The sequence below is a fragment of the Capnocytophaga cynodegmi DSM 19736 genome, from assembly GCF_000379185.1.
Lineage (GTDB): Bacteria > Bacteroidota > Bacteroidia > Flavobacteriales > Flavobacteriaceae > Capnocytophaga > Capnocytophaga cynodegmi.
Genome location: NZ_KB900736.1, coordinates 86,605 through 113,013, shown reverse-complemented (window position 1 = coordinate 113,013; position 26,409 = coordinate 86,605). Strand labels below are relative to the sequence as shown.

Annotated in this window: 26 protein-coding genes; 14 read left to right on the top strand and 12 right to left on the bottom strand. The window is 34.2% G+C overall.

The genetic code is table 11. From position 1 onward, the window contains the following. Positions 1-4: 4 nt before the first annotated feature. Together lpxA and efp are read left to right on the top strand one after the other, a co-directional pair. Positions 5-793, top strand: coding sequence for an acyl-ACP--UDP-N-acetylglucosamine O-acyltransferase (gene lpxA, locus YW9_RS0110515; protein ID WP_018280129.1), 789 nt, complete (start codon positions 5-7; stop codon positions 791-793). Between the two features lie 75 nt (positions 794-868). Further along, positions 869-1,435, top strand: a complete 567-nt coding sequence (gene efp / locus YW9_RS0110510; protein ID WP_018280128.1) for an elongation factor P — start codon at positions 869-871, stop codon at positions 1,433-1,435. A 64-nt stretch (positions 1,436-1,499) separates the two neighbouring features. On the opposite strand, the gene YW9_RS0110505 is transcribed toward efp, so the two are convergent. Next, the gene (locus YW9_RS0110505; protein WP_018280127.1) at positions 1,500-3,959 is read right to left on the bottom strand and encodes a hybrid sensor histidine kinase/response regulator; all 2,460 of its coding nucleotides are present in this window, start codon (positions 3,957-3,959) and stop codon (positions 1,500-1,502) included. Positions 3,960-4,168: 209 nt separating this feature from the next. Between YW9_RS0110505 and YW9_RS0110500 the strand changes: the two genes are divergently transcribed. The 5 genes from YW9_RS0110500 (at position 4,169) to dnaN (ending at position 9,875) form a co-directional block, all read left to right on the top strand. Beyond that, positions 4,169-5,197: a rod shape-determining protein gene (locus YW9_RS0110500; RefSeq protein WP_018280126.1), complete on the top strand. Its 1,029-nt coding sequence runs from the start codon at positions 4,169-4,171 to the stop codon at positions 5,195-5,197. An 88-nt stretch (positions 5,198-5,285) separates the two neighbouring features. Then, positions 5,286-6,119: a rod shape-determining protein MreC gene (mreC, locus tag YW9_RS0110495; RefSeq protein WP_018280125.1), complete on the top strand. Its 834-nt coding sequence runs from the start codon at positions 5,286-5,288 to the stop codon at positions 6,117-6,119. Beyond that, the gene (locus tag YW9_RS0110490) at positions 6,112-6,618 is read left to right on the top strand and encodes a hypothetical protein (protein WP_018280124.1); all 507 of its coding nucleotides are present in this window, start codon (positions 6,112-6,114) and stop codon (positions 6,616-6,618) included. Before mreC ends, YW9_RS0110490 begins: the two co-directional genes overlap by 8 nt. Beyond that, positions 6,615-8,477, top strand: a complete 1,863-nt coding sequence (gene mrdA / locus YW9_RS0110485) for a penicillin-binding protein 2 (protein ID WP_018280123.1) — start codon at positions 6,615-6,617, stop codon at positions 8,475-8,477. Before YW9_RS0110490 ends, mrdA begins: the two co-directional genes overlap by 4 nt. 276 nt (positions 8,478-8,753) lie before the next feature. Then, on the top strand, positions 8,754-9,875 hold the full coding sequence (gene dnaN, locus YW9_RS0110480) for a DNA polymerase III subunit beta (RefSeq protein ID WP_018280122.1): 1,122 nt from the start codon (positions 8,754-8,756) through the stop codon (positions 9,873-9,875). A gap of 53 nt (positions 9,876-9,928) precedes the next feature. Here dnaN and YW9_RS0110475 read toward each other — a convergent pair whose 3' ends face one another. The 11 genes from YW9_RS0110475 to YW9_RS0110415 form a co-directional block, all read right to left on the bottom strand. Beyond that, on the bottom strand, positions 9,929-10,210 hold the full coding sequence (locus YW9_RS0110475) for an ATP-dependent Clp protease adaptor ClpS (protein WP_018280121.1): 282 nt from the start codon (positions 10,208-10,210) through the stop codon (positions 9,929-9,931). A gap of 13 nt (positions 10,211-10,223) precedes the next feature. Continuing rightward, positions 10,224-11,057, bottom strand: a complete 834-nt coding sequence (gene prmA, locus YW9_RS0110470) for a 50S ribosomal protein L11 methyltransferase (RefSeq protein WP_018280120.1) — start codon at positions 11,055-11,057, stop codon at positions 10,224-10,226. A gap of 11 nt (positions 11,058-11,068) precedes the next feature. Continuing rightward, positions 11,069-11,806, bottom strand: coding sequence for an LPS export ABC transporter ATP-binding protein (gene lptB / locus YW9_RS0110465; RefSeq protein WP_018280119.1), 738 nt, complete (start codon positions 11,804-11,806; stop codon positions 11,069-11,071). A gap of 70 nt (positions 11,807-11,876) precedes the next feature. Further along, positions 11,877-12,530, bottom strand: a complete 654-nt coding sequence (locus YW9_RS0110460; RefSeq protein ID WP_018280118.1) for a hypothetical protein — start codon at positions 12,528-12,530, stop codon at positions 11,877-11,879. A 14-nt stretch (positions 12,531-12,544) separates the two neighbouring features. After that, positions 12,545-13,363, bottom strand: a complete 819-nt coding sequence (tatC, locus tag YW9_RS0110455) for a twin-arginine translocase subunit TatC (protein WP_018280117.1) — start codon at positions 13,361-13,363, stop codon at positions 12,545-12,547. A 152-nt stretch (positions 13,364-13,515) separates the two neighbouring features. Next, a complete protein-coding gene (locus tag YW9_RS0110445) occupies positions 13,516-15,741 on the bottom strand; it encodes a helix-turn-helix domain-containing protein (protein ID WP_018280116.1) in 2,226 nt (741 codons plus the stop codon). Between the two features lie 112 nt (positions 15,742-15,853). Continuing rightward, positions 15,854-17,521 carry a sodium/sugar symporter gene (locus YW9_RS0110440; RefSeq protein WP_018280115.1) on the bottom strand — a complete coding sequence of 556 codons (1,668 nt, stop codon included), beginning with the start codon at positions 17,519-17,521 and terminating at the stop codon, positions 15,854-15,856. 129 nt (positions 17,522-17,650) lie between these two features. After that, positions 17,651-18,076 (bottom strand): PH domain-containing protein, encoded by a 426-nt coding sequence (locus YW9_RS0110435; RefSeq protein ID WP_018280114.1) that lies wholly within the window; start codon positions 18,074-18,076, stop codon positions 17,651-17,653. Positions 18,077-18,131: 55 nt separating this feature from the next. Then, complete coding sequence (locus tag YW9_RS0110430; protein WP_018280113.1) at positions 18,132-19,286, bottom strand: galactokinase; 1,155 nt, start codon at positions 19,284-19,286, stop codon at positions 18,132-18,134. A gap of 87 nt (positions 19,287-19,373) precedes the next feature. Next, a complete protein-coding gene (locus YW9_RS0110425; protein ID WP_018280112.1) occupies positions 19,374-19,610 on the bottom strand; it encodes a hypothetical protein in 237 nt (78 codons plus the stop codon). A 214-nt stretch (positions 19,611-19,824) separates the two neighbouring features. Next, entirely contained in the window at positions 19,825-20,847 is a 1,023-nt protein-coding gene (locus tag YW9_RS0110415) for an aldose epimerase family protein (protein ID WP_018280111.1), read from the bottom strand. A 132-nt stretch (positions 20,848-20,979) separates the two neighbouring features. Here YW9_RS0110415 and YW9_RS0110410 point away from each other — a divergent pair, with 132 nt between their 5' ends. The 7 genes from YW9_RS0110410 to YW9_RS0110380 all read left to right on the top strand — a co-directional run bounded on the left by YW9_RS0110410 (position 20,980) and on the right by YW9_RS0110380 (position 26,369). Further along, positions 20,980-21,270: a DUF493 family protein gene (locus YW9_RS0110410; RefSeq protein ID WP_026193978.1), complete on the top strand. Its 291-nt coding sequence runs from the start codon at positions 20,980-20,982 to the stop codon at positions 21,268-21,270. Between the two features lie 45 nt (positions 21,271-21,315). After that, positions 21,316-21,981 (top strand): DUF4290 domain-containing protein, encoded by a 666-nt coding sequence (locus YW9_RS0110405; protein WP_018280109.1) that lies wholly within the window; start codon positions 21,316-21,318, stop codon positions 21,979-21,981. Between the two features lie 5 nt (positions 21,982-21,986). Beyond that, complete coding sequence (gene murA / locus YW9_RS0110400; protein WP_018280108.1) at positions 21,987-23,297, top strand: UDP-N-acetylglucosamine 1-carboxyvinyltransferase; 1,311 nt, start codon at positions 21,987-21,989, stop codon at positions 23,295-23,297. Positions 23,298-23,335: 38 nt separating this feature from the next. Continuing rightward, the gene (udk, locus tag YW9_RS0110395; RefSeq protein ID WP_018280107.1) at positions 23,336-23,956 is read left to right on the top strand and encodes a uridine kinase; all 621 of its coding nucleotides are present in this window, start codon (positions 23,336-23,338) and stop codon (positions 23,954-23,956) included. Further along, positions 23,956-24,264: a septum formation initiator family protein gene (locus YW9_RS0110390; protein ID WP_018280106.1), complete on the top strand. Its 309-nt coding sequence runs from the start codon at positions 23,956-23,958 to the stop codon at positions 24,262-24,264. Before udk ends, YW9_RS0110390 begins: the two co-directional genes overlap by 1 nt. A 13-nt stretch (positions 24,265-24,277) precedes the next feature. Continuing rightward, on the top strand, positions 24,278-25,126 hold the full coding sequence (locus YW9_RS0110385; RefSeq protein ID WP_018280105.1) for a glycosyltransferase: 849 nt from the start codon (positions 24,278-24,280) through the stop codon (positions 25,124-25,126). 91 nt (positions 25,127-25,217) lie between these two features. Continuing rightward, entirely contained in the window at positions 25,218-26,369 is a 1,152-nt protein-coding gene (locus YW9_RS0110380) for a cysteine desulfurase family protein (RefSeq protein ID WP_018280104.1), read from the top strand. The last annotated feature ends 40 nt before the right edge of the window (positions 26,370-26,409 follow it).

Sequence of the window (26,409 nt, the reverse complement as noted above, 5' to 3'; positions counted from 1 at the left end):
AGCGATGAATCAACCTTTGGCTTACGTACACCCTGGTGCGAAAATAGCTCAGAATGTGGTGATAGAACCATTTTCAACCATTCATAATAATGTTGAAATTGGTGAGGGTACCTGGATAGGACCTAATGTTACGATTATGGAAGGAGCAAGAATTGGCAAGAATTGTTCAATCTTTCCTGGAGCGGTAATTTCCGCAATTCCTCAAGATAAAAAGTTTCAGAATGAGGAAACTATTACCATTATTGGAGATGGAACAACTATCCGAGAGTGTGTTACAATCAACAGAGGGACGATTGACAAAATGAAAACTGTGGTAGGAGAAAATTGCTGGATAATGGCTTATAGTCATATCGCTCACGATTGTACTGTAGGGAATCACTGTATATTTTCAAATAATACAACTTTAGCAGGACATACTACGGTTGGGGATTTCGTGGTTTTAGCAGGGATGGTTGCAGTTCAGCAGTTTACCACTATTGGTAGTCACGCATTTGTGACAGGAGGTTCTTTAGTTCGCAAAGATGTGCCTCCTTACGTAAAGGCAGCTCGTGAGCCACTTTCATACGTGGGGATAAATTCTGTTGGTTTACGAAGAAGAGGTTTTACACCAGAAAAAATCAGAGAGATACAAAACATTTACAGGATTATTTTCCAAAAAGATTTCAATATCACACAAGCACTTTCCATAGTAGAAGCGGAAATGGAGGCTACTCCTGAGAGAGATGAAATTCTTGATTTTATTCGTAATTCTTCTCGAGGTGTGATGAAAGGTTATACAGGGGGAAGTATGTAGCAGTATCGTACTTTCTTATTTTATGATGAAGTTTTTAATATTCTTGAAAAATAAAAGTTTAAATTAATTATATAGATGGCAACAACAGCAGATATTAGAAAAGGATTATGTATCCGTTTTAATCACGACATTTACAAAATAATCGAATTTTTGCACGTCAAACCAGGAAAAGGACCTGCTTTCGTTCGTACCAAATTAAAAAGCGTTACAACAGGAAAAACTCTTGATAATACATTTTCTGCAGGACATAAAATTGATGATGTGCGTGTAGAAACTCGCTCTTTTCAATATTTATACGAGGAGGGAGACGATTTTGTTTTTATGAATACTGAGGATTACAACCAAGTAAATATCCGCAAAGATATGTTGGAAAATCCTGAATTATTAAAAGAAGGAGAAATAGTAATGATTATTTTTAATGCAGAAGATGAATCACCTCTTTCTGTGGAAATGCCTGCCAGTGTGATACTTACCGTTACGCACGTTGAGCCAGGGGTAAAAGGAAATACAGCAACTAATGCTACAAAACCTGCTATTGTGGAAACAGGAGCAATTGTAAATGTTCCGTTGTTTATTAATGAGGGAGACCGCATTAAGGTAGAAACAGAAAAAGGAACGTATGTAGAACGTATGAAAGATTAATTATCTTTTCAATAAATATAAAAATCCGAATTTCATTAATAAAATTCGGATTTTTAATTTCTTATCAGTCATTACAGTACTTCTCAATAGCTACTTTACATTCTTTTTGAAAAAGGTTTTCTAAATCATCAATTTTTAGACGTAGTTCCAGAATGTCACTTTTTTCTGAAATATTGTTCAAAAAACTTAATATTTCCACTTCTCTTTTGGCATTTATCTGTCCGAACATACTTAACATTTTGTGAGCAATAGCTCGGATATGTTCATATTCTCTAATATTTGCAAAACGTTTTAAGTCTGAAATGTTTTTTATAGAGTCATTTATAAAGTTTTCGTAAAGAGCGATTATACCTTCTTTATCATCACCCATAAATTGTTCCAAAACTTCAGGACGATACTTTGTAGAATCAACAGTTGAAGGAGGTGTGAAGTCTACTTCGTTTACTTCTATTTTTGGGAAAAATGAGTTCAATTTTTCGTAAAATTTTTGAGGTGTGAAAGGTTTGGGTAATATTCCTGAAAAGCCGTTTTGAGTATAGAAACTCTCAGGGACATCTTTTCTTCCAGTGATGGCTAACACAGGAATTGGATTATCTTTATATTTCTCATTGAATAACGTAACAAAGTGAAAACCATTCATTTCAGGAAGCTGAATATCTGTAATGACCATATCAAAACTGAGGTTGTTCATCTTGAAGAGAGCTTCTTTTCCGTTACTGAAAGGAATTACTTCTATACTCTTTTGTTGTAATAATTCCTGAATGAGTCCCAAAATAGTCACATCGTCATCAATGGCTAGAATTCTAATTTCGTTAGGTTTTTTGTCAGAAATCCATTTTTGTGAAATATTCTTTTGATTTTCAACAACCTTTTCAGATACAAAACGAAAAGTAAATGTACTTCCTACATTTTCCTCACTCTCAAGAGTTATTTTTCCTTTAAGTAAATGAGCCAATTTTTGTGAAATATGTAGTCCCAATCCTGAGCCTCCATAACGTTTTGAGACATCTGTATTAGCTTGTGTAAATTCATCAAAAATATGTGCTTGTTGCTCTTTTTTTACACCAATTCCAGAGTCAGTAACAGAAATTATGATTTCAGAAGCCTTATCCGTGAAAGGTTTTGCCTCAGCTTTAATGCGAATTTCTCCTTTTTCAGTGAATTTAAAAGCATTGGAAATCAGATTGTAAAGTATTTGTCTGATACGATATGAATCATTTGTAAATTTGCTATTACGAATTGTATCGGAAATTTCGATGGAAAGGGTAATAGGTTTTGATTTGAATATAGATTTCACATTATCAGATACTTCCTTGATGGTGTCGGCTATGTTTATAGGAACTTTTTGTATAGTGATTTTTCCAGCTTCTAATTTTGAATAATCCAACAACTCATCGACCAATTTTTGAATATATTCTGAAGAATATTTAATATGTGATAGATAATTCTTACTTTTTTCTGTAATATCTTGCTTACTAAGCAATTCCGAATAACCTATGATGGAACTTAGTGGTGTTCGTAAGTCGTGGCTAACCATCGATACGAGTTGTTCTCTACTTTTTAACAAACGATTGGTTTTCAAGTTTGCTGTTTCTAGTTCTTGTCGGTACGTTTGAATTTTCCAAAAGTCTCTAATTATGATAAAGGAGAGCAAAACCGTCACTATAATAGCAAAAATATAAGATGAAATTAGAAAAGATTTACTTTTTTTGAAAATAATTTGGCGTTCGTAGTTAATTTCCTGTGAGCTTTTCAGGATATCTTCTTCAAAATCGGAAAGTAAATCACTGATTTTCTCTGACATACGGTTGTCATTGTGCCAAAGAGTTTGAATCTTTTCATTTTGCTTATACTTAGATTTTTGAGTTTCTTTGTAGACTTTAGTCAACAATTTCAAGGTCTCCATAACGGTTTCATCAAATTTTGACTGATTCCGAGTAGGAGGAATTTTGATGTCCTTGTATCGTTTTAAGATGGAGGATATATCGGGTTGTGTATCCGTTGAATCTATCTTAGGACCTATTCGCTCTTGGTTTGTTACTATGTTGTCATTCAACAAGAAATGCCCCAATGAAGGTTCCAAACTCGAAAGTTTTTTAATAGCATTACGAATGGTAATTGATGAAATATCACTACGTTGAATAACTTTTAGTTCCTGAAGATTTTTACTTTTCAATTGTAGTAACATCTGCACAGTATCAAGCATTTGTAAATGTTTTTCCGAAGTGATATGTTCCCTGAATTTAATAATGCTATCCTCCAGAATATGATTTTTTTTAAGAAAGGATTGAAGAGCCTGTTCGTCGTCAGTACGGATTGCGATTTTTCCAGCACTCTCTGTTTCATTCATAAGAGTTAGTATCCTACCAATTTTTAGAATTTTATCTCTGTTGGATTCATTTATATTTTCTGAGGCGGTTAGCTTCTGGATTTCTTTGTAAGTAACAACAGTAACTGTCGCAGATGTTAAGGTTAATAGAAGGTACCCTAAAATTATTTTTAGTGTTATTTTTGGAGATTTCATAGTTTTTCTAAGCTAAAAATTTAACTCTGACAGCAAAAATAACATTTTTTTATGATTTAAAATACTATTTTGTGAATTTAAGAATTAAATTGAATTTTGTTTGGAAAAACATTTTTTTTTTTATAAAATTGCAGTCGCATAAATAGAATAGTTTTGTTTTTATAAATGATTGATTTCAAATAAGTTATCTTTAATACAACTACACAAATATGGGTTTTTTTGACTTCTTAACAGAAGAAATAGCAATAGATTTAGGAACTGCAAACACATTAATTATTCATAATGATAAGGTGGTGGTTGATAGCCCGTCAATTGTAGCTCAAGACCGAACTTCGCACAAAATTATAGCAGTAGGTAAGGAAGCTCGTTTGATGCAAGGTAAGACACACCCTAATATTAAAACAATCCGACCGTTGAAAGATGGAGTAATTGCTGATTTTGATGCTTCCGAGCAGATGATTAGTATGCTTATCAGGAGTGTACCCGCATTGAAAAGACGCTTTTTTTCTCCTTCGTTGCGTATGGTGGTTTGTATTCCATCGGGAATTACAGAGGTGGAAACACGTGCGGTACGCGAATCGTGTGAGCGTGTAAATGGTAAGGACATTTACCTTGTTCACGAACCAATGGCTGCAGCTATTGGGATTGGTTTGGATATTATGCAACCAAAAGGAAATATGATTATTGATATTGGAGGAGGAACCACAGAAATTGCTGTAATTGCCTTAGGGGGAATTGTTTGTGATAAGTCCGTGAAAATTGCAGGTGATATCTTCAACTCTGATATTGTTCATTATATGCGTACTCAACATAACTTATATGTTGGAGAAAGTACTGCTGAAAATATTAAAATAACTATTGGTGCAGCAACAGAAGATTTAGACCTTCCGCCAGATGATATTATGGTACAAGGGCGTGATTTGTTAACGGGTAAACCCAAACAAGTACAAGTTTCGTATCGCGAAATGGTAAAAGCATTGGATAAGTCCATCTTACGAATTGAGGATTCTATTATGGAAACTCTATCACAAACGCCTCCCGAGTTAGCTGCAGATATTTACAATACAGGTATTTATATGGCTGGTGGCGGGGCTATGTTACGAGGTTTGGATAAGCGAATTTCTCTAAAAACTGATTTGCCAGTTTATGTAGCGGAAGACCCATTACGTGCAGTAGTTCGCGGAACTGGAATTACCCTGAAAAACATAGATAAATTCAGAAGTATATTACTTAAGTAATGATTTATAATTTTGAAATTGTAAGGTGTAGGATATTGAAAACTTGCACCTTACAATTTGTCTTTTAAAAATATGTAATTTAAAGTTTATGCAACAAATCATTTTGTTTTTTATTCGTAAAAGAAACTTTTTTGTGTTTTTGTTGCTTTTTTCTTTTTCTATCTTTCTGACTATTAAAGATAATTACTATCCACAAAGTAAGTATATTAACTCTGCTAATATAGTTTCTGGAAATTTATATAATTTTTCAAGTTATTGGACTCAGTATTTTGACTTGAGAGGACAAAATAATATTCTTAGTGAAGAAAATAAACAACTTCGTAGCCAAATATTTGCATTAGAAAATCAGCTCAAACAAAGCATTGCAACTGATAGTATATCATTTTTTGATACAAGCCAATATGAAGTTCGTAGGGCTAATGTTATAAAAAATAGTTTCTTACGAAAGAAAAATTATTTGACAATTGATAAGGGAGAAAAAGAAGGAGTAAAGCAAGATATGGGAGTTATTTCTCCTAATGGAATTGTGGGAATTGTTGAAAACACATCGGGTGAATTTGCTACTGTTCAAAGTGTTTTGAATATAAAATCTTCTTTGAATGCAATGGTAAAACGAACAGGTCATTTTGGTTCACTGAAATGGAATGGACAGGAGTTAAACATTGTTCAACTTGTGGACATACCTAACATAGCTCCCATTCGAAAAGGTGATACTATAGTTACGGGAGGAATGTCGAGCATTTTTCCTAAAGGAATTCCTGTTGGGCAAATTATGAATATTACTAAAAGTCAAATGGATAATTCTTTTGTAGTTGATATTAAATTATTTACGGATATGTCCAACGTGGATTTTATCTACATAATTGAAAACAAAGACAAAGAAGAGATTAGTAATTTAGAAAGTCAAAATCCTAATGAATAATCTTTTTATCAAAAATATTTTTCTGTTTATTGTGCTAGTATTGTTGCAGGTACTTGTGTTTAGCAATATTGGTTACTTAGGGTATGCAAATCCGATGGTGTATTTACTTTTTGTTATTATTTATCCATACAGGGAGTTCAAGATACCATTTTTATTTGCAGCTTTTTTAATAGGTTTAAGTATTGATATTTTTTCGAATACAGGAGGAATTCACGCAGCAAGTACAGTTTTTGTAGCCTATATTCGTTCAGTAATATTGAGATTCGTGTTTGGTAATAACTTTGATTTTCAGGAAATAAAGCTTTTGCAATATCCTCCTGCAAAGGTATTTTCTTATACAACAATTATGGTTGTATTGCATCATACGTTATTTTATTTTCTCGAAATATTTAACTTCAATCACTTGTTTACAACCTTTGTAAAAATAGGAGTATCTTCTGTTTTCACTATAGTTGTATGTTTGCTATTTGTCTACATATTTAGAAGCCAAAAGAAATGAGAAAGTATTTGTTATTTATCATAATTATCTTAACATCAATCATTTTCGTAATTCGTTTAGTTTATCTTCAGGTTGTGGAATTTAATGAGAATTCACGTCCCGACGAAGATGTTGCTGTTGAGGTTGTTTACGACTATCCAGAGAGAGGTTATATTTACGATAGAAATGGGCAACTTCTGGTGTCAAACCAACCAGCCTACGATGTGATGGTAGTTCCTAATGATGTTAAACAATTGGATACGTTGGAGTTATGTGGATTATTGGCAATTTCAAAAGAAGATTTTAAAGAACGTTTACAGAAAGCAAAAAAATATTCTTACCGAAAACCATCCGTTTTGGTAAATCAACTTTCAAAAGATGATTATGCAGTTTTGCAAGAAAAGTTACGTAAATTTGATGGTTTTTACATTCAAAGACGCTCGTTACGTCATTATTTAACGCGTAATGCAGGAAATGTTTTAGGATACATAAGCGAAGTAAATGAGTGGGAATTAAAAGAAAATTCATATTATATATCAGGAGAATTAGTTGGACGTCAGGGAGTTGAAAAACAATATGAATCTTTTTTAAGAGGAGAAAAAGGAGTGCGTTATTTCCAGAAGGATAGACACAATCGTCAGATAAGTAGCTATAAAGAAGGAATGTTAGACACGCTTCCTGTTATGGGACAATCTCTACAACTTACATTAGATATTGGTTTACAGGCATATGGAGAAGAGTTAATGCAAAATAAACGAGGTGGTATTGTAGCGATTGAACCTAAAACAGGAGAAATATTAGCATTGGTTTCTGCTCCTACTTTCGATCCTAATTTGTTGGTAGGAAGGCAACGTTCTAAAAATTATACAACTCTCTATCAAGACTCTATTGCTAAACCTTTGTATGATAGGGCTTTACTTGCAGAATATCCACCAGGTTCTCCTTTCAAAGTAATCAATGCTTTGATAGCCTTACAGGAGAATGTAATATCTTCTTCAACTTCTTTTGGTTGTGGGGGAGGGTATCGGTATGGAAATCGAATAATGCGATGCCATTGTGGACGTTCAAGCAATGATTTGCTACACGGAATTGCTCACTCTTGTAATTCTTATTTTGCAAATTCTTACAGACGTAGTATCGAAAAGTATGGAAAACCTTCTGTAGGAATGGATGCGTGGAGTAAACACGTCAAAAGTTTTGGTTTGGGAAGCTTCTTGGGAAGTGATTTTCCTACAGGACGACCAGGCAAAATTCCGAATACGGCACTGTATGACAGGCAATATGGACAAGGTCGTTGGGCAGCGACATACAATATTTCAAATGCAATAGGGCAAGGAGAAATATTGACCACTCCAATACAACTTGCTAATGTAATGGCAATTATAGCTAATAGGGGGCATTTTTATACACCTCATATCGTAAAGAAGATAAATGATGAAGTAACTCCATTTAAAGAGTTTACAACACTTAAACGTACAACTATAGATAAGCAACATTTTGAACCTATAATTCAGGGAATGAACACAGCTTATAATTCAGGTACTGCACGTGGAACGAGAATAGAAGGAATTGATATTGGTGCGAAAACGGGAACTGCTGAAAATTTTGTACGAATTAACGGAAAGCGTATGCAGCTGACAGACCACTCTATTTTTGTGGCGTTTGCGCCAATTGATGATCCTAAGATAGCTATTGCTGTATTTGTAGAGAATGGATACTATGGAGCAAGAGTTGCAGGACCAATTGCTTCACTGATGATAGAAAGATATATAAAAGGAGAGGTATATCGCTGTGATTTGGAAAAACGAATGCTTGAAAAAAGCTTAGAGGAAGAGTATGCAAAACCATATAGTGGGCAACCTTTCCGTATAAATCAATAAAATTTCAGGTAAGTTGTAATTTTGATATGGTATTTTTAGTGTAAAAAATATCCGAAATTAAAAATACTTGATTTTTCTGAATTTTATAATCTGTTAATAATCAGTATGTAATATATATAGTGTCCAAATATATGGCACACTATTTTGAAAAATAGTTTTGTGATATTGTATTTTTAAGTATATTTGTCACTATCTATTTCTTAATATTGCAGAAGAGTAAAAAAATGTCTTCTTTTTTTAAGAAAATTTTAAAAATAAAAACATAGATAAAATAATATGAAATTTATTGTATCAAGTTCGTACTTATTAAAAAAATTACAAGTAATAGGAGGAGTTATTAATAGTAGCAATACGATGCCTATTCTTGATAACTTTTTGTTTGAATTGTCTCCTAATGTACTAACTATCTCAGCATCAGATTTAGAGACAACAGTTAAAGGAGCATTGGAAGTGGAGTCAGATTCAGAAGGAAGCATTGCTGTACCTGCGAAATTGTTGGTCGAAATATTGAAAACTTTCGCTGAACAACCGCTAACGTTTGTAGCAAAGGATAATAACACAATAGAAATCAGCTCAACACACGGAAAATATTCATTGGCATATTTGAATGGAGAGGAATTTCCAAAGCCTGTTACCTTATCTGAAGCCAACAAAGTAACTTTGCTTGGAGATGTTTTGGCTACTGCGATTCAAAAAACAATTTTTGCTGTCGGGAATGATGATTTACGTCCTACAATGAGCGGAATTTTCTTTGAATTCAATGAAGAAGGGCTAACTTTTGTGGCTACAGATGCTCATAAGTTAGTGAAATACCAAAGAACAGATATCAAAGCTACAGAAACTTCAGAGTTCATTATGCCTAAAAAACCTTTGAATTTATTGAAAGGAATTTTAGCAGGAAGTGAAACGGAGGTTATCGTTGAATATAACGAAAGTAATGCCAAATTCTCTTTCGATGGAATGGAGTTTATATGTCGCTTGATTGATGGAAAGTATCCAAACTACGATGCGGTAATTCCTAAGGAAAATCCTAATAAGTTGGTTGTGAATCGTTCACAATTTTTAAACTCAGCAAGGCGTGTTTCTATATTTTCGAATAAAACAACGCATCAGGTTCGTCTAAAAGTAGCAGGCTCTGATTTACAAGTTTCTGCAGAAGATATTGACCACAGCAATAAGGCAGATGAGCGTTTGGTTTGTAACTACCAAGGTGATGATATGGAAATTGGATTCAATTCTCGTTTTTTGATTGAAATGTTGAATAATTTGGATTCAGATGAAGTAATGCTTGAAATGTCTATGCCAAATAGGGCAGGTATATTAACTCCGCTTGATGGGTTAGACCCAGGTGAGAAAGTGTTAATGTTAGCGATGCCTATAATGTTGAATAATAATTAGTTGAAAACATAAAAAAGGGAATAAATTTTTAATTTATTCCCTTTTTTATTTTCTCATTCAATTTCAGCACTTAAACCAGCATCTAATAAGGCGAGACACATAGGTTTTAGTTTTTCATAACTTCCTGACTTTACATCACATTTACCTTTAAAATGAACAATGATTGCACATTGTTCTGCTTGGTCGTAAGTATGTTTACAAACATTGACCAAAGTTTCGATAACGTGGTCAAAAGTATTCACATCATCATTGTACAAGATAAGATGGTATCCATCATCCAAGAGTTCTTCTGTAGAAGTTTCGCTTTGTATTTTTTCTTGGTGATTGAAAATCATAGTTTTTAGGATTTTAATTTTTTTTAAATTTTAAAGCAACCCACTGATTACGTTCTAATTTCTCCACAAGTTTTAGATCATTTTCGTTGCATTTATTCGTAATTACAGGTATATCAGATTCGTAAAATCCACTCAATAATAACGTTCCTTCAGAAGGTAAAGTTTTTGCATATTGTGGAATATCCGAAAGCAAAATATTTCGATTAATATTGGCTATAACAACATCAAAATTTTCATTATCAAGAAGTGAAGCATCGCCTAATTTTACTGAGATATTTTTGCAATGATTCCTTTCTATATTTTCAACAGAATTTTGAACACACCAATCATCAACATCAATAGCAGTTACGGATTCAGCACCTCGTTTTTCTGCCATAATAGCCAAAACGCTTGTTCCACAGCCCATATCTAATACTTTTTTTTCTTGTAAGTCTGTATTTAACAGAAATTGCAACATCATATATGTAGTTTCGTGATGCCCTGTGCCAAAACTCATTTTTGGTTCTATGATAATATCATAAGTTGTATTAGGAACTTCGTGAAACGGAGCTCTGATTGTGCAAATATCATCAACAACAATAGGACTGAAATTTCTCTCCCACTCTTCATTCCAATTGATTTGTTCTATGGTCTTTAAAGTATATGAAATTTTGAATTTAGCAGATTGTAAGATATAAACATCATCTAGGATATTTTTGTACCATAAATTTTCTTGAATGTAAGCCAATATTCCATTTTCAGAATCCACAAAACTCTCAAAACCAAGCTCTGCTAATTCAGCAACCAGAATTTCAGAAGCAACTCCAAGAGGTTCAATTGTAAAATTGTATTCTATATAATTATACATTTTTTTGTTTTTTACTCCATTTTCTTTTTGCGAAGCTCAAAGTTTTTACCTAAATATACTTTTCTAACCATTTCATCTTCAGCAAGTTCTTCGGGTGTTCCTGCCTTTAAAATTCCTCCTTCAAACATCAGGTAAGTTCTGTCCGTAATGGAAAGAGTTTCTTCCACGCGGTGGTCAGTAATTAAAATTCCAATATTTTTGCTTTTTAATTGAAATACAATAGATTGAATGTCTTCAACAGCAATAGGATCAACACCAGCAAAAGGTTCATCAAGCAGAATGAATTTAGGATTTGTAGCCAAAGCACGAGCAATTTCGGTACGTCTACGCTCTCCTCCTGAAAGTAAATCTCCTCGATTTTTTCGTATATGTCCTAAACTGAATTCATCAATAAGTTCATCAACTCTCCTTTGTTGTTCTTTTTTAGATAGTTTGGTAAGTTGCAACACACTTTTGATATTATCTTCAATGCTTAGCTTTCTGAAAACGGAAGCCTCTTGTGCCAAATATCCAATTCCGTATTGTGCTCGTTTGTACATCGGGAAGTTAGTAATATTCTCTTTATCAAGATAAATTGTACCTCCATCGGGTTTTATTAAACCAACAATCATATAAAAAGAAGTTGTTTTCCCAGCTCCATTTGGTCCTAAAAGTCCGACGATTTCTCCTTGATTCACTTCCAAAGAAACGCCCTTAACAACTTTTCTTCCTTTGTATATTTTAATGATGTCGTTTGCAATTAGCTTCATTTTCAGATTAATTAGAAAACCAAAATTACATACAAAAATGATTTCCGGCAGAATCTTTTTTGGATTTTATTTAAAACTCGAATCGATAAGGCATTTCGTCCAATTCAGTTTCTAAATCTACCCAATCGTGAACTTCTGTTACGAGGCTATAAACCATCTTTTCGGTCAAGATTTTTCCTTCATATATGTCTGAAATTGTTTGTTCTGACATATCTTCTCTTAGGAAAGTTTCATCTCCAAAAAAGTCAATTGCCCAATTTTTGTATTCTTCTGGTTTGGTAGTAATTTGGTCAAATTTATGAATAAATTCATCAACTTCAAAATTTTCTTCACAATTCCAAGTTTCGCCGTCCAAAGACCAAATTACAAACGGAATATCAGTATCTGAAAAATTCTTACGATAATAAGGAAGGAATATTTTGGGAATTCGTTTTTCAAATGACTTATTGTCAGAATCTCCATTTCCTTCTGAGGTTGTTGATGGAACAATCAAACAAGCCTTATCAGCAAAATAAAACGAGAGTGAAGCTCCATCTTCTTCTTCAAATCCAAGTCCCCACTGAGCTTCAATTCCATCGTATTCTTCTTGATTGCTTTTGTAGTAAGTGTGGTATGTTTCAAATTCATAACCACAAATAATCCAGTCTATTACAGCTTTGCCTTTGCAAATCTGTTTCAACGTTTTCACGTTGGGTAGTTGTTGTAAGTAGGCTTTACAATCCATTGAACCTTGTTGTATTATAAATTAATTTTTTTTGATTTTTCGTCTTTTTTTAGTACGTATTTTGATATAAAAATACTTATTTCATATAAGATTAGAATAGGGATAGTTACAATAATCTGGCTGGTTACATCTGGAGGGGTAATGATAGCTGATATGATTAAAATAACTACAATGGCGTGTCTGCGATATTTTCGCATAAATGAAGGCGTTACCAATCCTAATTTTGTTAAAAAATAAACAATTATTGGAAGCTCAAAAACTAATCCACAAGCTATTACCGACGAACGTACTATGGAAATATACGAGCTTAAATCAATTTGGTTTTGAACCTCGTCACTTACAGAATATGAACCTAAAAAGTTAATTGAAAGAGGTGCTATTAGGTAGTATCCAAATAAAATTCCAGAGAAAAATAGAACTGAAGCAATAATAATAAATCCACTCGCTAGTTTTCGCTCGTTTTCGTATAAGCCGGGACTTATAAACTTCCAAAGTTCGTAAAGAATGTAGGGGAAAGAAACGATAACTCCAGTCCAAATAGAAGTCCAAATATGAGCTGAAAACTGCCCCGCCATAGTTCTGTTTTGCAGTGTGAAAGGCAATTCCTGAGCACAAAAAACACTTTCATAATCAAAAAGTTGCCCAAGTTTACAGAACATTTGATATGTGAAAAAATCTCCCTGTTTTGGTCCAAAAATGATTGCAAAAATGTAATCTTTGTAGATGAAAGCAAGAACAGCGACTATCAAAACAGCCATTGTTGAGCGAATTAAATGCCAACGAAGCTCCTCCAAATGGTCTAAAAAAGACATTTCATCTTTTTGATTTGTCATATTTTCTTAAGCTGAAAAACTTTCTTTTTTAATGGTTGAAATACTCTGCAAATATACATTTTGTTTTCAATTTTCAACATTTTTGAAAAGAATTTTTTATGTTGGGAAAAATATATTGGCTATTAAGAAAAATAAAATTGCTTTTTTTACCTCTATATTGTTGCTTCCCAGTGAGTTTTGAACAGACGGAGTTCGTCCCAAGTGTATTTTCCATTGAGTTTTTCAAATATATTTCCGAGTGAATGATTTTCTTCTTCGTTAAAAATATCAGTAAGTTCCTGTATTGTTGTTTCTGATAAAATTTCTGAAGCCATAATTTCCTGTTGTTCAACGAGTTTTATAAGATGGCGATAAATAGTTGCTTCAGTTAGCATTCTTTTTTCAGCAATAGATTTTACGCAATGAGTAGCATTCCAGAGTTGTAATGTGATGCTGTAAGTAGAGATTTTTTCCGTTTGATTTTTTATATCTTTTTTATTGATATTTTCCGATACAAAAAGCTGTTTGTTTTTTAAATGTTGCTCAACTTTTAGAAGTAATTCCGTTCGCATATTCTTAAATTTTTCGGAATTAATATTCTGATTTTCAAAATCTTTTTCTTCCTTGTGTAATTTAATTAATTGTTCTGTTTTTAAAAGATTTCTAATGATTTTTGAAGTGATGTCTTCTAAATCAGATAATTCATCTTTGAATTGCTTAACTTTCTTTAAAATTTCAATTTCACCATAAATGCAAAGAATTTCGTACCAAATTTCTTTTAATTGTGGCATAAAATAGGAATATGCTTTTTCAAAACGTTCACAAATGAATGAAAATTCATAATCTGAAATGAAAATATTTTTGAGCTGCAATACAAATTTTTCCGCAATTCCTGTTAATGTGATGACTTGTGATAATTTTTCATTTGCCCAGTTTTTGTATGTGCTTTTTTTGCCAACTTCACCAGTATAACTTGATTTGTGTAAGTTCCATTGATACAAGAAGTTATCCCATTGAAAGCATTCCAAAATTAACTTTTCCAAGAATTGCTTTTTTCCATTTTTACAAGCATTAAGTATTTCATTTTCAGAAGCTTTATTTTTAGCATATTGTCTTACATTTTCATTCCCGTCAATTCCGTGTTCACTGATAGGAGAAAGCAAAATCAACCCATCTAAAGAACGCAAACGAGAAAAAGCCACATACGCTTGACCTGAAGCAAAAACGTTATCCAAATCCAAAGCTGCTTTTTCAAAGGTAAGTCCTTGACTTTTATGAACTGTAATTGCCCACGCTAACCTGAGTGGATATTGTGTAAAAGTTCCTAATCGTTCTTCTTCAATGTCTTTGGTTTCTTCATTTACACAATAACGGATATTTTCCCATTCGTAACGTTCTACATTTATCATTTTTCCGCCATCTAATTGTATTTCAATTTCATTCTCGGAAAGAGAAGCGATAGTACCCATTTTTCCGTTGAAAAAAAGTTTTTCAGGAGATAAATCGTTTTTGATAAACATAACTCTGGCACCTTCTTTCAAATGTATTTGTTTTTCAATAGGATACATATTTTCAGGAAAATCACCAACAATGATAGCTTCATATGTAAATTCTTTTGTTTTTAGTTTGCTTATTTTCTCATCGTTGATGGCATCTGCTTTTGCATTGTGTGTTGTTAATGTTATAAAATCGTTTTCTGGTTTGAAGTTAGGTTTTACGTATTGTTGCAAAAATTGTATGTCTTTCTGATTTAATTTGTTATCTCTTAAATTATTGAGAATAGATATGAAATGCTTATCCGATTGGCGATATATTTTTTCTAATTCAATGTAAAGCAATGGATTCTGTGAAATCACTTTCGATTGGAAGAAAAACATTCCTTCGTAGTACATTTTCAAAATTTCCCACTCATCATTTTTCACAACGGGAGGAAGCTGAAGTAAATCTCCTATGAATAATACTTGCACACCTCCGAAAGGGACTTTGTTTTTGCGAATGGTTTGTAGCATAAAGTCTATCGCATCTAAAACATCAGCACGTAGCATACTTACTTCATCAATCACCAGAAGCTCCATACTTTCAATAATTTGACGCTTATTTTTATGCATCTTAAAGTGATTTCGTAAGGAAGTTCTGTTTTCGAATCGAGTATTGTTATTTATGAGAGGAGTAGAAGATGAAGTTGGTAGAAATGAAGCAAAAGGCAATTGAAACATCGAATGGATTGTAACGCCTCCTGCATTGAGTGCAGCGATACCTGTCGGTGCCACGACAATCGTATTTTTATGGCTTGTTTCAATAATTTTACGCAACAACGTGGTTTTTCCTGTTCCTGCTTTTCCTGTTAAAAAAATATTTTGGTACGTTTCGTTTACCAATGTAAGTATTTGCTTTTCCATAAAAAAATCGCTGACGAGCAAAAGTAATAAATTATTCTGAAAATTAAATTTTTACAAAAAGAAAGAAGTTGCCTTTTGAGCAACTTCTTGAAATATTTATGTTTTTCTTCCTTTACCAGAAAATAGCATACAAAGCCACTAATAGTATGATAATCACATAGGAAGCAATGTTAAATGTTGAATCTGTTTTGAAAGTGTTTTTGTCAATGATGATAGCTTTTTCACTAACAGCACCTTTATTTTCAAAGTGGCTAACCACAGCGATAATTAACATTGAAACAATCCAAGTAATCATCATTTGATGCATCCAAGGAAGTGTAACGAATAAGCTACTTAAAGCTGAATCTGTCATCCAACCGTTAGGTCCTATTTTGAAATAGAAGGCAATCAATGTAGAAAGAAGTATTCCCCAAATAGCTCCTTTGTTTGTAGCTCGTTTATAGAACAATCCCATCATAAAAACAGCCAAAATACCTGGGCTAACAAGTCCTGTATATTCCTGAATGTATTGGAACATTTGATTAATTCCTCCTAAGGCAGGTGCTACAATCAAAGCAATTACTAGTGCAATTGCTGCTGAAATACGACCTACGCTAACCAGTTGTTTTTGAGAAGCATTTGGATTAATATTTTGTTTGTAAATATCCATTGTGAAAATTGTAGCCGTGGAATTTAACATCGAAGCTAGTGAAGAAACAATTGCGGCTGCTAAAGCGGCAACTACCAACCCTTTTAATCCTGTTGGGATAAATGTTTTGATAAGCCAAGGGTAAGCATTGTCATTCATTACGGCTCCATCTACTCCTGTAAAGGCTTCTTTTACGCCATCAATAGTCGCCGTTCCTGCTCCACTTTGATACATAACATAAGCCACAATTCCTGGTATTACTACCAAAACAGGTACAATCATTTTTAAGAAAGCCGCAAAGACAATCCCTTTTTGTGATTCTTTTAAAGATTTTGCAGCTAAAGTACGTTGAATAATATATTGATTAAATCCCCAGTAGTACAAGTTTGCAACCCAAAGTCCACCAACTAGTACAGCAATACCAGGTAAGTTCATATATTCGGGGTGCGATTCGTTTAAAATCATTTTGAAATGATCAGGAGCGACATCGAAAATATGCTGTAAACCAGTTATTACTCCGCCCTGAGGTGTCACATTGTCAAGTGCAATGTAAGCAGTAATCAGTCCGCCAACAACAAGTAATGCCACTTGGATTACATCTGTCCAAGCAACTGCCGAAAGCCCCCCCCAAAGAGAATATGCCGCTGCAAAAAGTGCTAAACCAATCATCGCGTAAAAAGGGTCAACTCCTAAAACTACTTGCAAGGCTTTTCCTCCTAAAAATAAGACACTTGTAAGATTAACAAAAATAAACAAAGCCACCCAGAAGACAGCAAGAATTGATTTTAGATTAGCACTATATCGTTTTTCGATAAACTCAGGAATGGTGTACAATCCTTTTTCAATGAATATAGGTAAGAAGTACTTTCCTACGATAATTAATGTAAGAGCTGCCATCCATTCGTAAGACGCAATTGCTAAACCTAATGCAAACCCCGAACCAGACATTCCTATAAATTGTTCCGCGGATATGTTTGCGGCAATTAGTGAAGCACCAATTGCCCACCAAGGAAGAGATTTACTCGCCAAGAAGTAATCTTCTGCAGTTTTCCCTGAATTCTTTTTATTGCGTGACACAAAAAGCCCTACACCGAGAATGACCGCTGCGTACAGGCCAAAAATCACATAATCTAATGTTGTAAATGAATTCATATATCAAAATTTTAGTATGTTTTTATTTTTTCGGGTGCTAATTTAAGAAATTTTTATTTACGATGTAGCATCTGCCCTGAAAGATTTAAATGCGTTAAAGGTTAAAGACGATTATACTTGCTAAAATTGTCATATAATCACCTCTATACTCGGGTTAATTTCCAACAAATCAGCGATAAATGCTGTTCTATCTTTTGGAGAAATCAGAAAGCAGTCATATTTATTGTAAAAAACTCCAATACGCTCAAGTGATGCTCCCAGTCCAAGTTCTGCTATAAAGCCTACTTTTTCTATTTTTCGGATACTTTTAATAGATATTTTTTTCTTGAAAAAGAAACCTCCTTTTAAAGTCAGGAATTCTTGGTCAATAATATATCGAATGCCCCAAATACAATTTCCAAATACTAAAGCCAAAAGCAAAAGTATTGTTGCTACAATTATTCTATCTCTAAAAGAAGTAAGCTCATATAACAAGAATACAAGCGGAAAGAATGTAATTACGATAACAATTCCAAAAAGGAATTTATCTACTTTGGATTTATATACTTTTTCCATTTGTAAAAAAAATAAAAGCCAAATGAAATAATGGTTTCACTTGGCTTTCTGATGATTATAATTCACGAGTTCCCTCGCCGATGCTCACGTCATACACCGATGGGGCGTACCCAATTTTTTCTGTGTAGCGTTCGGTAATGTGTTTTTTGTAGGCTTCCACTCGGTCGTTCTTAACCAATGCAATGGCACAACCTCCGAAACCAGCTCCAGTCATACGAACGCCTGTAACGCCATCAAAATTAATACTTTCTAAATAGATGGTATCCAGTTCTTTGCCCGTAACTTCATAATCTTCCATTAAGGATTTGTGTGAGGCAGACATCAACTCTCCGAAGCGCTCCACATCGCCCGATTTTAAGGCTTTTTCGCTTTCTTTTACGCGTAAATTCTCATAAATCACGTGTTTAACTCGTTTTTGCATCTCTTCGGTAAGTTCGTTTTTGTGAGCCTCGAAGTACTCAGCAGGGATAGAACAAAGGTCTTTGAAATCGGCATTTTTGTTGAAGATTTCCAACGCTGCTTCGCAAGTAGCACGACGCTCATTGTATTTAGAATCTGCCAGTTTTCTTTCTTTGTTGGTGTTGATAATCAGTAGGGTATCGTCTTTTAAGCTGAAAGGCGTATAGGTATAATCCAACGTTTGGCAATCCAAAATGATGGCGTGTTCCTTTTTCCCCATTCCGATAGCGAATTGGTCCATAATACCACAATTTACCCCCACAAATTCGTTTTCTACATTTTGTGAAATTTTCACCAGTTCAATTTGGTCTTTTCCTAATCCGAAAAGAGAGTTCAGAGCAAAGGAAGTTACAAGTTCGATAGAAGCTGAAGAGGAAAGTCCGCCGCCGTTGGGAATATTTCCGTAGAAGAGAAATTCCATTCCACTGAATTTCACACCCTCACGTGTAAAATAGTCAATACAACCCAGCGGATAATTTATCCAAAGACTTCCATTTTTGGTATATCCTTCGTGATTGATGGTTACCTGATGTGTTGATTCTGGAAAGTTTAAACTCTTGAAAGTAAATGTGTTGTCGTTTGTTTTGCGAACCGCCAAATACGTTCCATTCTCAAGAGCACAAGGCATCACCAGTCCGCCGTTGTAGTCGATGTGTTCGCCAATCAAATTGACACGAGCCGGAGCAAAGAAAACCTTGTCACAAGGTTGCCCATAGCTTTTCTGAAATTCTTCTTGTATATATTTTTTCATTTTTTGAAATATTTTTTTCTGTTTTTGTACTAATTAAATATACATCTTTATTCCCGTATTACCAAGTATAGGTAATCTGAAATCTTTTTATAGTTTTATTTTATGTTTTTTACTTCTGACAAATGCTCGAAGCTCCAAAACGCTTGTTTTCTTTATTCGCCTAAATGCTCGAAGCTCCAAAACGTGTGTTTTCTTCATTCGGCTAAATGCTCGAAGCTCCAAAACGTGTGTTTTCTTCGTTCGCCTAAATGCTCGAAGCCTCAAAACGCTTGTTTTCTTCATTTGGCTAAATGCTAGAAGTCCCAAAACGTATGTTTTCATCATTCGCCTAAATGCTTGAAGCTCCAAAACGTATGTTTTCTCCAATCGGGAAAACCCCGAAGTCCTAAAACGTGTGCTTTCTTCATTCGGGAAAACCCCGAAGCCTTAAAACGTGTGTTTTTTTCTATCGGGAAAATCCCGAGCTTTCACAACGCGTGTTTTCTTATTTCGAATAAATGTCCGAAAGGCAAAATCTCTCGTTTTTAATTCTGAAAGTTTATGCTATTTCAATGAACTTAAAAATAGTAAAATGTTTGTATTCCTCCTGCGGATTTAACTGCGTGGATTGAAACTGCGGATAGTTCAACGCATCGGCAAAACCTTGGCATTCAAAACATATTCCTGCATTCTGCCCAGTAGCTTTTCTGTTTTTGGGGTGTAGTTCAGGCACATAATATCCGCCATAGATATGGAGTACGGGGTGATTGGTACGCACGTCCATACGAATACCACTTTCGTTGCAAATGAGCGACCCAACGGTTTCTTCCTCCGAAACCTGACGTGGAAAGGCATTGTCAATATCGGGGTGTACAAGGGTAGGCTTACGATAATCCCATTGTGTGCCTTCCACCAAGCGTAATTCGCCCGTTGGGGAATAATCAGGATTTAGTGGAGAAACTCTGTCGCCATTAATCTGTAAATGATGATTTAAAATATTGCTGGAATCGGTGTTCAGGTTAAAATAAGCGTGTTGGGTTAGGTTCAGGATAGTAGGTTTGTTGGTAGTTCCGTAATAATCCACTCGGAGTTCGTTTTCATCAGTAAGTGAGTAGGTTACTTCTGCGGTAACTTCACCAGGGAAGCCTTCTTCGCCATCGGCAGAAATGTACCGGAAAGTTACAGACGGAATTGGTTTATCTTGTACCGAAACGACTTCCCAAACTTTGCTGTCAAAACCTTCAAAACCGCCGTGTAGTTGTGCTTGGTTGTGGTTTACGCTTAGTTGAATTGTCTGTCCGTTGAGGGTTGTTTTTCCATTTTTGATGCGTCCAGCATTTCTCCCGATGATTGCTCCAAAATACGGATATTCTTTGCGATAATCTGCACTTAGGTATTCTTCCAAGGTGTCAAACCCAAGAACAGTTTGTATGTGTTTCCCGTCTTTTGGGAATTTAATGGAAGTGATGATACCGCCAAAGTTGGTTACTGATACTTCCATCGTGTTTTTATTGGTTAAGGTAAAGAGTGTTACCTGTTTATCGTGGTGTTTTCCAAAAGGTTTTTGTGTGATATTTTTCATTTTCAAAAATTTTGACGAATGTACGAAAATTTTGACAGAGTACAATGTTTTTCTGTTCAGAAATGACCAAAAACAGAAAATATTTTTTCTCTTCTGATGAAAACTGCTATCTTTGCAAAAAAAGTTTTAATGATGAAATCAGAGCAAGAATTGGCTGAATTTTACGAACGTTTGAAAAAAGAATTGGAGGAAACAACTTCTTTCCCAACCTCGTATTTGTACAAGTTTATCGTACCAACCGACGCCCAAAAAATAGAAACGCTTAATTCTGTTTTTGAGAAAACAGATGCTGAAATAAAAACTCGTCCTTCTTCGAATGGAAAATATACGGGAGTTTCTGTGACTATTCTTTTGCAAAATCCAGACGAGGTAATCCATTACTACAAGGAAGCAGGAAAAATAGAAGGAATTGTTTCCTTGTAAAGATTTGATAATTACTGAAACACAACGCTGAATAATCAGAAGAAAATGGAAAATCAAGATACACAAAATATGTTCGAAAATATGGGGTTGGAATACAACACAGAACGAACACCTTTGATAATTCCTGAATATGGAAGGCATATACAAAAAATGATTGAGAAAGCCATAACGATTGAGGATAGGGAAAAACGTAATAACACGGCAAAAAGCATCATAGCTGTAATGGGAAATATGTTTCCTCATTTACGAGATGTTCCTGATTTTCAGCATAAACTATGGGATCAGTTATTCATTATGTCAAAGTTTCAGTTAGATGTAGATTCTCCTTTTGAAAAACCAACTTCTGACGTATTGATTAAACATCCTGACACTCTTCAGTATCCGCAAAATCATCCAAAATACAGATTTTATGGCAATAACATAAAGAAAATGATTGAGGTTTGCGTTCGTTGGGAAGAAGGACAGCTAAAAGAAGCATTAAAATATGCAATCGCTAATCATATGAAAAAGAGCTATTTGATTTGGAACAAAGAAGCTGTTGAAGATGAAGTAGTTTTTCAGCATTTGTATGAATTAAGCGATGGTAAAATCGACCTAACTGAAACAAAAGAATTTCTGACAAATAGTAATGAACTTATCAAAACCAAGCAAAACTTAACGAAAAGAAATTCAACTCAGTCCAAAAAAAATAAAAAAACTAAAAGCAGTTAATTATTATGGGAGTATTTAAAATAGAAGGAGGATACACGCTGAAAGGCGAAATAACTCCGCAGGGAGCTAAAAATGAGGCACTTCAGGTATTGTGCGCGGTTTTGCTTACAAACGAAAAAGTAACAATACATAATATTCCTAATATATTAGATGTTAATAAGTTAATTTCATTACTTGAGAACTTGGGAGTGAAAATACAGAAATTGGGTAAAGGTTCGTATAGCTTCCAAGCAGATGAAGTAAATTTAGAATATTTGAAATCAGAGGCTTTTCAGTCTGAAGGACAGGGGTTACGAGGCTCAATTATGATTGTGGGACCACTGCTTACACGGTTTGGAGTGGGTTACATTCCTCGACCAGGCGGAGATAAAATAGGTCGTCGTCGGTTGGATACACATTTTGAGGGATTTATAAAATTGGGTGCAAATTTCAACTACGATAAAGAAAACCAGACGTATAGCGTAACTTCTAATCGACTAAAAGGAGCGGATATGTTGCTCGATGAGGCATCAGTAACTGGAACATCAAACATTATTATGGCTGCGGTTTTGGCAGAAGGAACAACAACCATTTACAATGCAGCCTGTGAGCCTTACGTACAGCAATTGTGCCGAATGTTGAACATAATGGGTGCTGATATTCAAGGAATAGGTTCTAACTTTTTGACTATTAACGGAGTAGAAAAGCTTTCAGGTTGCACACATACGCTTTTACCCGATATGATTGAAATTGGTAGTTGGATTGGATTAGCAGCGATGACCCAAAGTGAGATAACTATAAAAAATGTAGGTTGGGAACATCTTGGGCTGATACCTAATGTTTTTCAGAAATTAGGAATTACCCTCGAACGCCGCGGAGATGATATTTATATTCCTGCTCATACTCAAGGATATGAGGTTCAGAATTACATAGATGGTTCTATCTTGACTGTTTCCGATGCTCCTTGGCCAGGCTTTACTCCTGATTTGCTGAGTATTATATTGGTGATGGCAACACAGGCACGTGGAGAGGTATTAATTCATCAAAAGATGTTTGAAAGCCGTCTGTTTTTCATTGATAAACTGATAGATATGGGAGCTAAAATCATTTTATGTGACCCACATCGAGCTACGGTAATTGGTAATGACTTTAAATCTCCGTTGAAAGCTACTTTGATGACTTCTCCTGATATTAGGGCAGGAATTGCTCTGTTGATTGCAGCTCTTTCAGCTAAAGGGACTTCAACCATCTATAATATAGAACAAATTGACAGAGGTTACGAAAACATTGACGAGCGTTTAAGGGCTTTAGGAGCAAAAATAATACGAGTAAATTAACAGAAAATCAAAAATTTATATATAAATAAAAAATCAAAATGCTAATCATAGGAATTACGGGAGGAACAGGATGTGGAAAAACAACCGTTGTAAATCAGATAGTTAAAGAGTTGTCAGGAAAAGAAGTAACAGTAGTTTCGCAAGATTCATATTATCGGGATATGAGTCACTTACCTTATTCTGAAAGAGTTAAAGTTAACTTCGACCATCCAAGTTCTATCGATTTTGATTTACTAAAACAACATTTGATTGCTCTTAAAGAAGGAAAATCAGTAGAAAGCCCCGTGTACTCATTTGTGGAACACAACCGAACAGGCGAAACTATTTTGATAAATCCTACGAAAGTAATTATTGTTGAAGGAATTTTGATTTTTTCACACGCAGATATTCGTAGCCTATTTGATATCAAAATTTATGTTCACGCTGATTCTGATGAGCGATTGATTAGACGTATTAAGAGGGATACTACCGAAAGAGGCAGAGATGTGGAAGAGGTTTTGAATCGTTATCAAACTACTTTAAAACCAATGCATTTGCAATTTATTGAACCCACAAAAGAATATGCCGATATTATTATTCCTAACAATAAAAGAAATAATGTAGCTATTGATATTATAAGGACCATTGTTCACAATCGAATTTCTCAAACTGTTTCCTGATGAAATCTATTTTTCAATACATCGCACTTTTGAAGGGGTATAAGCTATACGCTTTTATACTCGTTTTTTTCTTTGTATGGATGGCTTTCTTCGATGCAAATTCTTTATTGACACACAGGGAATTAAATAAAGAAATTAAAAAATTGAACAAACAAAAACAGTTTTTGGAAAAGGAAATAGAAAAGGATAAAAAAAGTTTGAAAATCCTCAATACTGATGAAGGTAAGGAAAAAATGGGAAGAGAGGCATATTATTTAAAACACGATAATGAGGAAATCTTTATAATAGAATACGATACAATAGATTGAAAATTAAAGTTATATGAACTTCGGAATTGTTATTCCAGCCCATAATGAAGGAGATTTCATAGAAAAAACGTTGGAATCTCTTTTCAAACAAACAAAAGTACCTTCACAAATCATTGTAGTTGACGATTGTTCCACTGATTCAACGCCTCAAATTTTAGAAAAAATTAAACTAAAAAATCCTTCTTTGGTAATTCTTCGCAGAGAAGAGGGGACTACGCATTTGCCTGGGAGTAAGGTAGTTCAGGCGTTTAATTCAGGTTTGCCTTTTCTGAAAGATGATATAGATGTAATTTGTAAGTTTGATGCGGATTTGGTTTTTCCTCCTGATTATCTTGATATTTTAGAAAAGCATTTTACTGAAAATCAGAAAATAGGAATGTGCGGAGGTTTCTGTTATGTAGAAAGGAATGGTGATTGGGTTTTGGAAAGTTTGACGGACAAAGACCATTTGCGAGGTGCACTGAAAGCTTATCGTAAAGCCTGTTTTTCAGATATTGGGGGACTAAAAACTGCAATGGGCTGGGATACAGTTGATGAACTTTTAGCTCGTTTCTATGGTTGGGAGGTGAAAACCGATGAAGTATTGAAAGTGAAACATTTACGTCCTACGGGAGCTGGTTACAATTTAAATGCTCGTTTTCTGCAAGGAAGTGTTTTTTATCGTTTACGTTATGGTTTTTCACTTTCTGTTTTGGCTTCGGCAAAGTTGGCTTTCAAGAAGAAAAAATGGAGTTTATTTAAGGATTATTTGCGAGGATATTTTAAAGCAAAACGTGAAAAACAAGAATTTTTGGTAACTCCTGAACAAGGAAAATGGATTAGACATTACCGATGGAATAAAATTCTCACAAAGATTTTCTGAAGATATTTGAATTTTTATACCTTCTAACAATAAACTTTCGTGTTTTTTAATATATCAAATAGTTATCTTTGCAGTAAAATAGATTTTTTTAATGAATCCTACAAATAGAATATATTTTGATAATGCTTCAACAACACAACCATTTACTGAGGTAATAGAAGTTTTAAATCAAACATTTTCAGAATTTTACGGAAATCCATCATCAACACACAGCTTTGGACGTTCTGCAAAATCATTGATTGAAAGTGCAAGAAAAACTATCGCCAAAGAATTGAAAGTTCAAGCATCTGAAATCATTTTTACATCGGGAGGAACAGAAGCTAATAATCTGGTTTTGAGAGCTTGTGTTCGTGATTTGGGAGTTCAAACCATTATAACATCTCCTATAGAACATCATTCGGTATTACATACTGTACAATTACTAAAATTAGAATATAATATTGATGTTCATTATGTCCATTTAACTGAAGAAGGTGATGTTGATTTGAACCATTTGGAAGAACTTTTACAACAAACAAAACAACAGAAAGGTTTAGTCAGCTTAATGCACGTTAATAATGAAATAGGAAATATTCTTCCTGTTGAAAAAGTTGCTGAACTTTGCAAATTGTATGGAGTTTATTTTCATTCGGATATGGTGCAGTCTGTTGGGCATTTTCGGTTGAATTTGAATGAACTTTCAGTGGATTTTGCAACGGCTTCGGCTCACAAATTTCACGGAATTAAAGGAGTAGGATTTGCTTATATCCGAAAGGGAATTGACTTAAACGGACTTATATTTGGTGGAGAGCAGGAGCGAGGTATGCGTGGAGGTACCGAACCTTTGCATAATATCGTGGCAATGGAAAAGGCTTTTTCACTATCTTATAAAAATCTGGAAGATACTATTTTATATCTATCTGAATTGAAGAGATATTTTATCAAAAGGATAAAAGAAGTATTTCCTGATGCATTATTTAACGGAATGTCTGCCGATTTAAGAAAAAGTACACATACTATTATAAATGTGGGATTTCCTTCTTTAAAACAGAAGAACGAAACACTTTTGTTTTATCTGGATTTAAAAGGAATAGCTTGTTCAAAAGGGAGTGCCTGTCAAAGCGGAAGTACGCAAAACTCACACGTTCTAACCGCTTTTCTTCCAGAAGAACACCTGAAGATACCTTCACTTAGGTTTTCATTTTCTCAATTCAATACAAAGCAAGAAATAGATAGTTTTGTGACTATATTAGGCACATTATAGTTCAACATAGAAGAAATAAAAAAAACCGATGGCTATAAGT